Origin of the sequence: Segatella copri (genome assembly GCF_002224675.1) — a bacterium.
In the GTDB taxonomy this organism is placed as follows: Bacteria; Bacteroidota; Bacteroidia; order Bacteroidales; family Bacteroidaceae; genus Prevotella; species Prevotella copri_U.
This window is the reverse complement of the sequence record NZ_NMPZ01000006.1, coordinates 103,926-116,778: the sequence shown is the minus strand read 5'-3', so window position 1 is coordinate 116,778 and position 12,853 is coordinate 103,926. Positions and strand designations below refer to the sequence as shown.

The window sequence follows — 12,853 nt, the reverse complement described above, 5'->3', positions numbered from 1 at the left end:
AAAAATATAATCTCCCCATAAGCCAGGCTACAGAAGCCTGTGCTTATGGGGAGATCTTGTTTTATTGTGATAGCTTTGTGATGTCACTGAGTCGCTTTCCTATTTCGTATGTCTCTTCAGGAAGATGCTGTGGTCGATGCAGGCAGGGAGCTCTTCCTTATAGTGGGTAACCATGATCATCGTCTTGTTCTTTCGCTTGCAGAATGCCTCGATGATATCCTTTACCAGGCGGCGGTTTCTGTTGTCAAGACCATGAAGAGGTTCGTCGAGGATGAGGAGCTCGGGATCCTTCACGAAGGCGCGTGCCAGAAGAACCAGGCGCTGCTCGCCACTTGACAGCTTCAGGAAACCACGATCTTCCAAACCCTCCAGACCGAATACCTTCATCCAGAAACGGCACTGGTCCATATCCTCTTCCTTAGGCTTTACATAGAGACCCACAGAATCGGTAAGACCGCTCGCCACGATGCGGATGGCTGGCATATCACGCTGATAGGAACGGTGAAGCTCTGGAGATACATAGCCGATATGCTTCTTGATATCCCAGATGCTCTCGCCGCTGCCACGAGGATTGCCGAAGAGGGCTATGTCACAGGCGTAGCTCTGCGGATTGTCGGCACATACCAGGCTGAGCAGGGTACTCTTGCCGGCACCGTTCTGTCCGCTCAGCGCCCAGCGCTCACCATTGTTAACCGTCCAGTCGAGATCGTTGAGGATGATGCGCTCGCCATACTGGATGCGAACCTTGTTCATCTTCACCACTTCCTGACTGTGATATTCCCGGTCGCTATATGGCAGGTCGATGATGGCTTGTTCTAATTCTTCGCATAATACGTGGGCAGGGATGGGGTTGCGCTGTGCCAGATATTCTTCCTTGGTAAGCTTAGGATATACCTTCATATCCTTCACTTCTACCACGTGGGTGATGAAGTCTGGGATGTCATCGCTCTTGCTCAATACGAGGATGATCTGCAGATGATGCTCTGTGGTGAGTGACTTGAGAAGCTCCTTGAGCTGGTCGCGGGTGTCGGCATCCAGACCGATGAAAGGATTGTCCATAATCAGCACGCGAGGCTCTGAGAAGAGGGTAGAGGCAAGCTTGAACTTGCGGAGCTCTCCACTGCTCAGCAGGATGGTGTATTTGTCGAGCAGGTGGTGCATGTGGAACAGCTCGTAGATGTGTTCCTGCAGCTGTCTGCGCTCCGGCGTATCTTCGCCAGCCATCTGATAAGCCTCTTCCAGCTTGTCCTTGACGATAGGCGTGTTCTCATCTATTTCCAGCTGGTTCCAGCGCTGCTGCAGGAAGTAGGTGCGGTCGTTGTCGCCTCCGTAGGTATCACGGAAGGTGATATATTTGATATTGTCGCTCACCAGGGATTTGGTACTAGGAGAAAAGTCGTAATCAGGATCGTGCATCAACAGCGGGTGTCTGCCCACAAGGATGTCCACGAACATCGACTTACCTCCACCATTGGGACCTACGATAGCGATATGCTCGCCGTCGCATGCCTCGAAGTTAACTGGCTCAGCCATACGCCATTCCGGCATACGGGTTACGCCATTCTGAATACTGATAATCTTTTGCATCTCTCTTATTTTTTTTGATATATTGCTTGATAACAGGATGATATTTCCGGGCTAGGCTACTTGTGCGTGGTACGGTTGATAGCCGCCAGAAGCTTTGCCTGCGGACCCGTCATGCCTGTACCTTTCTCTATGCGGCTGGCGTTCTTGGTAGCAAAATCCTTCCAGCTGCTATAGGGCTTTGCACCCGTTTCGGGTCTGCCCATCTGCAGGAAATGGCAGTAGGCAGCGCCCAGGGCATCGGTGGCATCCATGTATTTCGGCATCTCGTCTTCCCGGATGTTGAGCATACGCTGCAGCATCGCCGCCACCTGCTCCTTGGAAGCCTGACCTTGTCCGGTAATTGCCATCTTGATTTTCAGCGGAGCGTACTCGTGGATGGGTACGTCGTGGTGGATGGCAGCAGCGATAGCCACTCCCTGCGCCCTGCCGAGCTTGAGCATCGACTGCACATTCTTGCCGAAGAAGGGAGCCTCTATCGCCATCTCGTCGGGCAGATAGGAGTCGATGATGCCAGTCACCCGCTCGAAAATCCTGCCGAGTCGCAAGTAGGGATCTTTCTCCTTGCGCATATCGATGACACCCATCACCACCAGTTCTGCCTTGTTGCCGATGACGCGTATCACGCCATAGCCCATCACGTTGGTGCCGGGGTCAATGCCCAGGATGATTTTCTCTGTGTTCGATTTCTTCTGAATCATCTGAATGCTGTATCTTCTGAATCCTTGGAATTCTGAATGCTGTATCTTCCAGAATCTATCGGTCCATATATGGATTGTGAGCCAATTCCTCGCCGATGCTGGTAGCCTCTCCGTGCCCTGGCAGCACCTGTGTCTCATCCGGCAACATGCCGAGATGGCGCAGGCTGTTGATGATGCGGAACATGCTGCCGCCAGGGAAATCGGTTCTGCCGATGGAGCTCTTGAAGAGGGTATCGCCCGAGAAGAGTACGTGCTCTGCCTCGCAATAGAAGCATACGGAGCCGTTGCTGTGGCCCGGAGTCTCGATGATGGTGAATTCGTGATTGCCGAACTTGATTACCTCATCTTCCTCAAAGAAATGACCGATAGGAGGGAAGTGGGTGTCGAGCTGCATCTGGTAGAATGTCTCTGCCTGATGAGCCAGACCCTTCATCAGCTTCTCATCGCCCTGTGCCACTTCCGGCTTCAGTCCGAACTCCTGGTAGATGGTATCGTTGCCGAAATTATGGTCGAGATGACCATGGGTAACGAGGAGATGAACAGGCTTCAGATTGTTCTTTCTGATATACTCGGTGATCGCCTTGCGCTCTTCAGGATAGAAGGCGCCGCAATCTATGATGACGCACTCGAGGGTGTCATCGCTGACCACGTAGCAGTTTTCCTGCAACATGTTGACTTGGAATCTTTCGATATGTAGCATTTTACTTTTTTCTTTAATTTAAGCAGGAACATAAACCAGCTGCTTGTCCTGGCTGAACCACTCCTCATCGAAGAAGGTGCTGAGAGGGGTGATTTCCGAAATCTTATAATACTGCTTGAGCTCTTCCTTCAGATTGCCGCCCTTGAGGCAGAGCAAACCATTAGGCAGGGCATTCTGACCAGCCTTCTTGAAGTTCTTCTTGATGATCTTCATCAGGTCGGGCAACTGCATCACGGCACGGCTCACCACGAAGTCGTACTTGCCTTTCTCGTCCTCGCCGCGCAGGTGTTCAGCCACCAGGTTCTTGAGTCCGATAGCGCCAGCCACCTCATTGCACACCTTAATCTTCTTGCCGGTGCCGTCGATGAGTTTGAACTTGCACTCAGGGAAGAGGATGGCGAGCGGGATGCCCGGGAAACCACCGCCGCATCCGAAGTCGAGAATCTCTGAACCCGTGCGGAAGTTGATCGCCTTGGCAATAGCCAGAGAGTGGAGCACATGGTGCTCGTAGAGGTTGTCGATATCCTTGCGGCTGATGACATTGATCTTGGCATTCCAATCGCGATACAGACCGTCGAGGGCAGCGAACTGCTTCTTCTGCTCGTCGGTGAGGTGAGGGAAATATTTCTCTATGATATTCATTCTATCTTGTTTTTGTTTCTTTCTATCTATATTTATTAATGTATATAAACCGATGCAAAGGTAGTGCAAATTGTAGATAAAACAAAATAAAATTAGCTTTTTTTGTATATTTAGTAGTTATTTCGGGGCTTGTTAGCAAAAAAATGTGTACCTTTGCACCCGAAAAAGATGTTAGATAGTATTTATTTAATATAAAAAGTAATGATAAAAGCAGCATTATTCGACTTAGACGGCGTGGTTTTCGATACCGAAAGCCAGTATTCCGTTTTCTGGGGAATGATAGGCAGGGAGTATCATCCGGAGATGCCTGACTTTGCGCTCCGCATCAAGGGACAGACCCTGGTTCAGATCTACGACAAGTACTTCTCTGATGATGCCACATTCGCTCATATTGATGGATACACCGATTACAAGTCGGAACAGGCTAAGATAACAGCCCGGCTCGATGAGTTCGAGCTGAATATGTCGTATCCTTACATTCCCGGATTCGAAACTTTCCTGAAAGACGTGAAGGCGCATGGTGTGAAGTGCGCTGTGGTGACGAGCAGCAATCTGCAGAAGATGGAGCAGGTGTATAAGCATCATCCTGAGTTCAAGACCTATTTTGACCGCGTGCTCACCAGCGAAGATTTTGCCAAAAGCAAGCCGGATCCAGACTGTTATCTCAAGGGTGCTGCCTGCTTCGGAGCAAAGCCGGAGGAATGTGTGGGTCTGGAAGACAGCTTCAACGGACTGAAGGCCGTGAGAGCTTCGGGTGCATTTACCCTCGGGCTCGCTACTACCAATTCTGCAGAGAGCATCCAGCCATACAGCGACTATGTGATAGCCGATTACAATGGATTCGGATACGATGACCTGGAAAAGATTGTAGAAAGGATAATCAGGAAAATAGACTGATAAGAATAATACTTTTTAGTAAACACAATTATATGGGATATTTATCTACAGACAAAAAGAAAATCACAACCAAGACCTACACCGAAATGAAGGCGGCAGGTGAGAAGGTTACGATGCTTACTGCCTACGATTTCACTACCGCAGGCATCATCGATGCTGCTGGCATCGATACCATCCTGATTGGTGATTCGGCTAGCAATGTGATGGCTGGAAATGCTGATACATTGCCTATCACCGTAGATCAGATGATTTACCACGCACGCAGTGTGGCCCGCGCCTGCAATCATGCACTCGTGCTCTGTGATATGCCTTTCGGCAGCTATCAGGTTTGCAAGGAAGATGCCTTGCGCAATGCCTGCCGAATGATGAAGGAGACGGGCGTGGATGCGCTGAAGCTGGAAGGTGGCGTGGAAATCCTGGATACTGTTCAGGCACTCATCAATGCCGGTATTCCTGTTTGCGGCCATCTCGGACTTACTCCTCAGAGCGTGAATAAGTTTGGCGGTTACGGCATCCGTGCCAAGGAGGATGCAGAGGCAGAGAAGCTGATCAGCGATGCTAAAGCTCTGGATAAGGCTGGCTGTTTTGCCATCGTTCTGGAGAAGGTCCCTGCCAAACTGGCGGCTGAAGTTTCACGTCAGGTAAACGCTGTAACTATCGGTATTGGAGCTGGTAACGGTTGTGATGGACAGGTTTTGGTTTATGCTGATGCGCTCGGTATGACCCAGGGCTTCAAGCCAAAATTCCTGCGTCATTTTGCCCAGGTAGGCGAGGAGATGCAGAAGGGAGTAAAGGCTTATATCGACGCCGTGAAGAGCGTGGAGTATCCAAGCGCAGAAGAGAGCTACTAAGATGGATACGCAAAATACCCCGGTGCATTTTAATCTGTGGCACCGTGACTTCTGGCGTCTCTGCTTCGCCAATCTCTTCCTGATGACGAGCATCTACATGCTCCTCCTGACCATACCTTATTTTATGGCTAAGGATGGATATTCCGTTACTCAGATTGGCGTGGTTTATGCTGCTTATGGCTTGGGCATCTTTCTTTTGGGTGGCTTCTGCTCCTATCTGGTGCAGCGCTATCGCCGCAATCGGGTATGCCAGATATCCATCCTGGGTGTGGCAGTCAGTCTCGTCGTTCTTTATTATCTGGAAACCTTCTGGAATATCAAGGTGGGCTTCGAGATGCTGGTGGTGATGCGTCTGATTCAGGGCGCTTTCCTGGGTTTGGCAGAGATGTCGCTGGCGAGTACGCTGATTATCGATACCTGTGAATCTTTCCAGCGTACGGAGGCGAATTATATCACCTCCTGGTTTGCCCGCTTTTCCATTGCGGTAGGTCCATTGCTGTCGCTTCTGGTCTATAATGTTTTCAGTATGAAAGTCGTTTTTCCTGTAGCCTCAGTATTGGCATTGGTTGCCTTGGTGCTGGTTTCCAGAGTGAAATTCCCGTTCAAGGCTCCGTCAGAAAACGTGTCACTCATCAGTAGCGACCGCTTTTTCCTGCCTCAGGGATTTCCGCTGTTCGTCAATATTGTATGCATCATGGTGATACCGGGCTTCTATCTGTCGCTGCCTCATTCTCTCACCGTCTATGCGATGTTTTTTTGCGGACTGTTTCTGGCATTGGTGGCAGAGAAATACGTTTTTGCAGATGCAGAGCTGAAGAGTCAGGTAATCGTGGGACTGATATTGATCGCGGCAGCAGAATTTGTTTCCTTAAGCGATCAGGGTTTTGCCGAAGAGATGCTTGTACCTGCCTTGCTTGCCTTGGGAGTGGGTATCATCGGAAGCCGATTCCTGCTTTTCTACATCAAGCTTGCCAAGCATTGCCAGCGTGGCACCAGTATGAGCTCCTTCTTCCTGGCGTGGGAACTGGGGTTGAGCTTAGGAATCGGATTGGGTTTCTGGCTGGTGAAGGACTTGTATCCGAAGGGTCTTGGTATGGATTCGGTGATCTTGAATCCTGTGTATAAGGAACTTCTGTATCCGACTTTCGGATTGACAGTGGTTTCTCTCCTGGTGTATAATTTCCTAGTACATCCATGGTATATGAAGCATCGCAATCGCTGATGCTTCGTGTGCCTGCTTTATTAAAAGTTTCTAAAAATAGCGTTTGTGAAACTTTTTTAATATAATTTAGTTAGCTTTATTCGCTTTTGTGCTCATAATTGAGTACTTTTGCGTTTGATTTGAGGACGGAGGGCATTTTGGAAGTGCCCTTTGTTCTGTTTTTAGAATGAATTAAACGTAAAATTGATAATAAGATTATGGCAGAAGCTATTGATATCCGTGAGTTGAATATCCGGATTGAACAACAGAGTCAGTTCGTTACCAACCTGGTAATGGGCATGAACAAGGTCATCGTAGGTCAGAAGCACCTCGTTGACTGTCTCCTTATCGGTCTTCTCTCTGATGGTCACATTCTCCTGGAAGGTGTACCGGGTCTGGCGAAGACTCTTGCAATCAAAACATTGTCACAGTTGATTAGTGCAGACTATAGCCGCATACAGTTTACACCCGATTTGTTGCCTGCCGACGTGATCGGTACGCAGATTTATTCGCAGAAGGATGAAGCCTTCCATGTGAAGCGAGGACCTGTGTTTGCCAACTTCGTCCTGGCAGATGAGATCAACCGTGCTCCAGCCAAGGTGCAGAGTGCCTTGCTCGAGGCGATGCAGGAACATCAGGTAACCATCGGCGAGCAGACTTTCCATTTGCCTAATCCATTCCTGGTGATGGCTACCCAGAACCCGGTAGAGCAGGAGGGTACCTATCAGTTGCCTGAGGCTCAGGTGGACCGTTTCCTCCTCAAGGTTGTCATCGATTATCCTACCATCGAAGAAGAGAAGCTCATCATCCGTGAAAACATCCAGGGCGGTCTGCCTACCGTGACTCCGGTTACTACAGCCGAGGAAATCCTGAAGGCTCGCAGCATCGTCAACGAGGTGTATATCGATGAGAAGATTGAGCAGTATATTGCCGACATCGTCTTTGCTACCCGTTATCCAGACCGTTACGGCCTGGGCGAGTTGAAGGATATGATTACCTTTGGCGGCAGTCCTCGTGCCAGCATCTCACTTGCCAAGGCAGCCAGAGCCTACGCCTTCATCAAGCACCGTGGCTACGTGATTCCTGAGGATGTACGTGCCGTGGCTCACGATGTGCTCCGCCACCGCATCGGCCTCTCTTACGAGGCAGAGGCAAGCGAAATCACCAGCGAGGAAATCGTCAGCCGCATCATCAACAAGGTTGAAGTGCCTTGATTTAGTTCAAAATTCAAAGTAAATTAAGTTGGATACACAAGATATCTTAAAGAAAGTTCGGAAGATCGAGATCAAGACTCGCGGATTGAGCCAGAACATCTTCGCCGGCCAGTATCATTCTGCCTTCAAGGGTAGGGGAATGGCCTTTGCCGAGGTGCGCGAATATCAGTATGGCGACGACGTGAGAGACATCGACTGGAATGTGACGGCTCGCTTCCATCGCCCTTTCGTCAAGGTCTTTGAAGAAGAGCGAGAGCTTACCGTGATGCTGATGGTGGATGTGAGCGGTTCGCTCGATTTCGGTACCATGCGCCAGATGAAGCGCGACCTGGCTACCGAGATAGCTGCAACCCTTGCCTTCAGTGCCATCCAGAACAACGACAAGATAGGTGTCATCTTCTTTTCCGACAGAATAGAGAAATATATCCCTCCCAAGAAGGGACGCAAGCATATCCTCTACATCATTCGTGAGATGCTCGATTTTCATCCCGAGAGTCAGCGTACCGATATCGGATGTGCCCTGGAATACTTCACGAGAGTGATGAAGCGCCATTGCACGGCTTTCGTCATCAGCGACTTCTACGATAGCAAGGACTATCAGCACCAGCTGCAGATAGCCAACCAGAAGCACGATGTGGTGGGAATACAGGTGTATGATCCACGTGCCAAGCAGCTGCCCGACGTGGGACTGCTCAAGGTGATGGATGCCGAGACGGGACACGAGATGTATATCGATACCAGTTCGAAGAAATTGAGAGTGGCTCACACCCAAAACTGGTTGCGACAGCAGGAGAATCTGCGACAGCTCTTTGCTAAGAGCAAGGTAGATTGGACTTCGGTAGCCACCAATGAGGACTTCTCGAAGGCGCTCCTGATGCTGTTCAAACAGAGAGGCTAAAGTAAGATAACATGAAAATAAAGAATATCATATTGACGATGGCGCTGATGGGTTGCTCTACGCTGGCTTTCGGTCAGACCGTGGAGCAGCGCATGGATTCCCTGCAGCTGCTTATCGGACAGCAGACCATCCTGCACCTCAAGGCTACTGCCCGGAAGGGTGCCAGAATTGTGCTGCCATCCTTCAAGCCTCAGGATCAGATTGTACCTGGTGTAGAGGTGGTGGAGCAGAGCAAGGGCGACACGATGCAGATGGGTGATGACCGCATCCAGGTGAGCCGCGACTATACGCTTACCTCTTTCGATGAGAAGGTGTATGTGGTTCCTGCACTCGATGTGAAGATCGACGGCAAGAGCTATCACGGAAATCCGTTGGCACTGAAGGTGCTCACCGTTCCGGTAGATACGGTGCATCCTAACCAGTTCTATCCGGCAAAGGGTGTACAGGATAATCCTTTCGAGTGGAGTGAGTGGAGCTTCGCCTTCTGGTTGAGCCTGCTGATGATTATCATCTGTGGTGCAATGATTTATCTCCGCAATCGTCTGAAGAAGAACAAGCCTATCATCGCCCGCATCCGCATCGTGAAGAGGGTGCCTGCCCATGAGAAGGCGCTGCGTGAAATCAATGACATCAAGCATCATCATACCAGTGCCAGCCAGGAGACTCAGAAAGAGTACTACACCCAGTTGACCAATACGCTGCGTGCCTATATCGTGAGCCGCTTCGGATTCAATGCGATGGAGATGACCAGTGGAGAAATCATCGAGCACCTGCGTGCTTCGGGCGACCAGAAGATGATAGACGAGCTGAGAATGCTCTTCTCCACCGCCGACCTGGTGAAGTTTGCCAAGTACGAGATTCCGATGAACGAGAACGATGCCAACCTGGTGAATGCCATCAACTTCATCGATCAGACGAAGACCGATGAGCAGCCTAAGGAGGAGAAGATCGTTCCAACGCTCAGCACCGAAGACCAGAAGTCGCAGCAGCAGCGCCGACTCATCAAGACCCTGCTCTGGGTGGGCGGCATCAGCGTAGTTGCCATCTTCGGCTACATCGTTTATCAGGTAGCGATGCTCGTGATGTAATGTCATCAGGCTCAGAAATCCAGAGCTGGTGATGTAAACAATAAAAAGAAATTAAGAAATGGAATTTGCAAGTAAAGCATATTTTCTGCTGCTCCTGCTGCTGATACCTTATATATTATGGTATTTCCTGGGCAGGAAGAAGAGCGAGCCTACGATGCGCATGAGTGATACACGAATCTATCAGTATGCTCCCAAGAGCATGCGCGTCAGACTCATCCATCTGCCGATGGTGCTGAGATGCATCTGCTTCGTGCTCATCGTCATCGCCATGGCCCGTCCGCAGACCCACTATTCCTGGGACAACAAGACCGTAGAAGGTATCGATATCATGCTTGCCATGGACGTATCAACCTCTATGCTTGCCGAGGACCTGAAGCCAAACCGTATGGAGGCGGCAAAGGATGTTGCCACTGAGTTTATCTCAGGCCGTCCTACCGACAATATCGGACTCACCATCTTTGCCGGAGAGGCTTTCACGCAATGTCCGATGACCACCGATCATGCCAGTCTGCTCAGACTCCTGCATGATACCCGCACTGATATTGCGGCTCGCGGACTCATCGACGACGGTACCGCTGTGGGTATGGGACTTGCCAACGCTGTGACCCGACTCAAGGATTCCAAGGCAAAGAGCAAGGTGGTAATCCTGCTCACCGACGGTAGTAACAACATGGGTGACATCTCGCCTATGACCGCTGCCGAGATAGCCAAGAGCTACGGCATCAGAGTCTATACCATTGGTGTGGGAACCAACAAGGTGGCGCCTTATCCGATGCCTGTGGCAGGAGGCGTACAGTATGTCAATATCCCGGTGGAAATCGATACCCCGACGCTGCGCGACATCGCTCAGACCACCGATGGAAACTTCTATCGTGCTACGAGTACAGCCGAGTTGAAGAAAATCTACAAGGACATCGACAAGTTGGAGAAGTCTAAGTTTAATGTGAAGCATTTTGCCAAGCGCTATGAGGCCTATCAGCCTTTTGCCCTGGGTGCACTCCTGGTACTGCTCCTGGAGATATTGCTCCGCCTCACTTGGTTCAGAAGAATTCCTTGATGAAAGAGGAGTTTAGACAAAATAGATTATAACATCATATAAATATGTTAAGATTTGAAGATCCTACGTTTCTCTGGCTGCTCTGGCTGATACCGGTGCTCATACTGGTTCGTCTGGTAGGCTGGAGAAGGCGAAAGGCTAAGCTGAAAAGCTTGGGCGATCCGGAACTGCTCAAGCAGTTGATGCCCGACATATCCAAATACCGTCCTACGGTGAAGTTTGTGCTGATGCTTGCTGCCTTGGCACTCGTCATCGTGATGGTGGCTCGCCCTCAGATGGGAAGCAAAATTTCTCACGACAAGCGTAATGGCATCGAGACGATGATCTGTCTCGATATCTCCAATTCCATGCTTGCCGAGGATGTGGCTCCTTCCCGTCTCGACAAGAGCAAGATGCTGATAGAGAATCTGGTAGATAACTTCAGCAACGACAAGATCGGACTGATCGTCTTTGCAGGCGATGCCTTCGTGCAGTTGCCTATCACCAGCGATTATGTATCGGCAAAGATGTTCCTGCAGAATATCACACCGGGGCTGATCCAGACTCAGGGTACCAATATCGGCGATGCCATCTCGCTTGCCACCAAGAGTTTTACCCAGCAGGACAATGTGGGTAGAGCCATCATCGTGATTACCGATGGTGAGAACCATGAGGATGGTGCCAAGGAGGCAGCCGAGATTGCCCAGAAGAAGGGCATCAATGTGTTTATCCTCGGTATCGGTAATACCAAGGGTGCTCCTATCCCGATGGGCGATGGCTCTTATCTGAAGGATCACGCAGGCAATACCGTGATGACTGCCCTCAACGAGCAGATGTGCCGCGAACTGGCGCAGGCTGGCAAGGGTCAGTATATCCATGTGGATAATACGAGCGATGCAGAAAAGGCATTGAATGATGACCTTACCAAGTTGCAGAAGGGAGATATGACCAGCGTGATATACAGTGCCTACGATGAACAGTTTCAGGCTGTGGGCATTCTCATCATCCTCCTGCTCATCATCGAGGTCTGCATGCTGGAAGTAAAGAATCCGTTGCTCAGGAACATCAAGTTCTTCAAAAGGGATTCCTTGAAGCTGCCGAAATAATCGGGGCAGAAAGTCAGGCCTGTCACCTATTTGCCCTGAACGGTTGTTTTCCGGTTTCGTTTCCGGAGTCGCCCTGAAAGGGCAGAAGCTCTTAGCCCAGGGCATCGCCCTGGGTAAAGCTGAAAGGGCAAAAGCTTTAAAATATAGATGTAAAAATGAAGTATATACATTATATAATAGTAACTGTGGCAATGTTGCTGGTGGGTACGGCACAAGTCGGAGCCCAGACTGATCGTAACCTGATCCGTCAGGGCAATCGTGCCTTCAAATCCCAGAAATGGGCAGTGGCAGAAACCCAATATCGCAAGGCTATCTCCAAGAATCAGAAGAATCCACAGGCGATATACAATCTTGGTTGTGCGCTCATGGCGCAGCAGAAAGACTCCATGGCGATACAGCAATTTACCAATGCAGCCCAGTTGGAAACCAACCGCCTCCGCCGTGCAGCCAGCTATCACAATATGGGCGTGATCATGCAGAACCACCGTGAATATGCCCAGGCCATCGAATACTACAAGATGGCGCTGAGATGCAATCCACAGGACAATGAGACCCGTTATAATCTTGCCCTCTGCAAGAAGTTGCTCAAGAACAATCCGCAAAACAAGGATAAGAACAAGAACAACAAGGATAAGAACAAGGACAAGAACAAGAAGGATCAGAATAAGGACAAGAACAAAGACAACAAGGATAAAAACGACGATAAGAACAAGAACGACAAGAATAAAAATAAGAATAACAAGAATAATCAGAACCAAAACCAGCCGAACCAGGACAAAATGAGCCGCGAGAATGCCGAGCAGCTCCTGAATGCCGCCGTTCAGCAGGAGCAAGCCACCAAGCGCAAGTTGCAGAAGGCGATGAGCCAGCCACGCAGAAAGGCTTACGACAAGAATTGGTAAAAGATTAGATAAAAATACGATTTACATATAATA

General features: G+C 49.9%; 13 protein-coding genes. 9 read left to right on the top strand and 4 right to left on the bottom strand.

Annotated features, from left to right (window positions below; translation table 11 throughout):
* Positions 1-99 precede the first annotated feature (99 nt).
* From CFT61_RS05345 to rsmG, 4 genes are read right to left on the bottom strand one after another with little or no spacing between them, the layout of a single operon-like run.
* Positions 100-1,587, bottom strand: coding sequence for an ATP-binding cassette domain-containing protein (locus CFT61_RS05345; RefSeq protein ID WP_089543431.1), 1,488 nt, complete (start codon positions 1,585-1,587; stop codon positions 100-102).
* 56 nt (positions 1,588-1,643) lie between these two features.
* Positions 1,644-2,285, bottom strand: coding sequence for a crossover junction endodeoxyribonuclease RuvC (gene ruvC / locus CFT61_RS05340; RefSeq protein WP_089543430.1), 642 nt, complete (start codon positions 2,283-2,285; stop codon positions 1,644-1,646).
* A 55-nt stretch (positions 2,286-2,340) separates the two neighbouring features.
* On the bottom strand, positions 2,341-2,985 hold the full coding sequence (locus CFT61_RS05335) for an MBL fold metallo-hydrolase (protein ID WP_089543429.1): 645 nt from the start codon (positions 2,983-2,985) through the stop codon (positions 2,341-2,343).
* An 18-nt stretch (positions 2,986-3,003) separates the two neighbouring features.
* Positions 3,004-3,627, bottom strand: coding sequence for a 16S rRNA (guanine(527)-N(7))-methyltransferase RsmG (gene rsmG / locus CFT61_RS05330; protein ID WP_089543428.1), 624 nt, complete (start codon positions 3,625-3,627; stop codon positions 3,004-3,006).
* A gap of 201 nt (positions 3,628-3,828) precedes the next feature.
* Here rsmG and CFT61_RS05325 point away from each other — a divergent pair, with 201 nt between their 5' ends.
* The 9 genes from CFT61_RS05325 (at position 3,829) to CFT61_RS05285 (ending at position 12,820) form a co-directional block, all read left to right on the top strand.
* On the top strand, positions 3,829-4,524 hold the full coding sequence (locus CFT61_RS05325) for an HAD family hydrolase (protein WP_089543427.1): 696 nt from the start codon (positions 3,829-3,831) through the stop codon (positions 4,522-4,524).
* A 32-nt stretch (positions 4,525-4,556) separates the two neighbouring features.
* Positions 4,557-5,375 (top strand): 3-methyl-2-oxobutanoate hydroxymethyltransferase, encoded by an 819-nt coding sequence (panB, locus tag CFT61_RS05320; RefSeq protein WP_089543426.1) that lies wholly within the window; start codon positions 4,557-4,559, stop codon positions 5,373-5,375.
* A gap of 1 nt (position 5,376) precedes the next feature.
* A complete protein-coding gene (locus tag CFT61_RS05315; protein ID WP_089543425.1) occupies positions 5,377-6,597 on the top strand; it encodes an MFS transporter in 1,221 nt (406 codons plus the stop codon).
* 197 nt (positions 6,598-6,794) lie between these two features.
* On the top strand, positions 6,795-7,790 hold the full coding sequence (locus tag CFT61_RS05310; protein ID WP_089543424.1) for an AAA family ATPase: 996 nt from the start codon (positions 6,795-6,797) through the stop codon (positions 7,788-7,790).
* Between the two features lie 28 nt (positions 7,791-7,818).
* Entirely contained in the window at positions 7,819-8,688 is an 870-nt protein-coding gene (locus CFT61_RS05305) for a DUF58 domain-containing protein (RefSeq protein ID WP_089543423.1), read from the top strand.
* A gap of 11 nt (positions 8,689-8,699) precedes the next feature.
* The gene (locus tag CFT61_RS05300; protein ID WP_089543422.1) at positions 8,700-9,776 is read left to right on the top strand and encodes a BatD family protein; all 1,077 of its coding nucleotides are present in this window, start codon (positions 8,700-8,702) and stop codon (positions 9,774-9,776) included.
* 58 nt (positions 9,777-9,834) lie between these two features.
* Entirely contained in the window at positions 9,835-10,833 is a 999-nt protein-coding gene (locus CFT61_RS05295) for a vWA domain-containing protein (RefSeq protein ID WP_089543421.1), read from the top strand.
* Between the two features lie 44 nt (positions 10,834-10,877).
* Entirely contained in the window at positions 10,878-11,918 is a 1,041-nt protein-coding gene (locus CFT61_RS05290) for a vWA domain-containing protein (RefSeq protein WP_089543420.1), read from the top strand.
* Between the two features lie 155 nt (positions 11,919-12,073).
* A complete protein-coding gene (locus tag CFT61_RS05285) occupies positions 12,074-12,820 on the top strand; it encodes a tetratricopeptide repeat protein (protein ID WP_089543419.1) in 747 nt (248 codons plus the stop codon).
* Positions 12,821-12,853: the final 33 nt, after the last annotated feature.

Excerpts from the sequence above, each read along its gene's own strand:
- CFT61_RS05345 (WP_089543431.1), bottom strand. The coding sequence starts at position 1,587 with ATGCAAAAGATTATCAGTATTCAGAATGGCGTAACCCGTATGCCGGAA.
- ruvC (WP_089543430.1), bottom strand. The coding sequence starts at position 2,285 with ATGATTCAGAAGAAATCGAACACAGAGAAAATCATCCTGGGCATTGAC.
- CFT61_RS05335 (WP_089543429.1), bottom strand. The coding sequence starts at position 2,985 with ATGCTACATATCGAAAGATTCCAAGTCAACATGTTGCAGGAAAACTGC.
- rsmG (WP_089543428.1), bottom strand. The coding sequence starts at position 3,627 with ATGAATATCATAGAGAAATATTTCCCTCACCTCACCGACGAGCAGAAG.
- CFT61_RS05325 (WP_089543427.1), top strand. The coding sequence starts at position 3,829 with ATGATAAAAGCAGCATTATTCGACTTAGACGGCGTGGTTTTCGATACC.
- panB (WP_089543426.1), top strand. The coding sequence starts at position 4,557 with ATGGGATATTTATCTACAGACAAAAAGAAAATCACAACCAAGACCTAC.
- CFT61_RS05315 (WP_089543425.1), top strand. The coding sequence starts at position 5,377 with ATGGATACGCAAAATACCCCGGTGCATTTTAATCTGTGGCACCGTGAC.
- CFT61_RS05310 (WP_089543424.1), top strand. The coding sequence starts at position 6,795 with ATGGCAGAAGCTATTGATATCCGTGAGTTGAATATCCGGATTGAACAA.
- CFT61_RS05300 (WP_089543422.1), top strand. The coding sequence starts at position 8,700 with ATGAAAATAAAGAATATCATATTGACGATGGCGCTGATGGGTTGCTCT.
- CFT61_RS05295 (WP_089543421.1), top strand. The coding sequence starts at position 9,835 with ATGGAATTTGCAAGTAAAGCATATTTTCTGCTGCTCCTGCTGCTGATA.
- CFT61_RS05290 (WP_089543420.1), top strand. The coding sequence starts at position 10,878 with ATGTTAAGATTTGAAGATCCTACGTTTCTCTGGCTGCTCTGGCTGATA.
- CFT61_RS05285 (WP_089543419.1), top strand. The coding sequence starts at position 12,074 with ATGAAGTATATACATTATATAATAGTAACTGTGGCAATGTTGCTGGTG.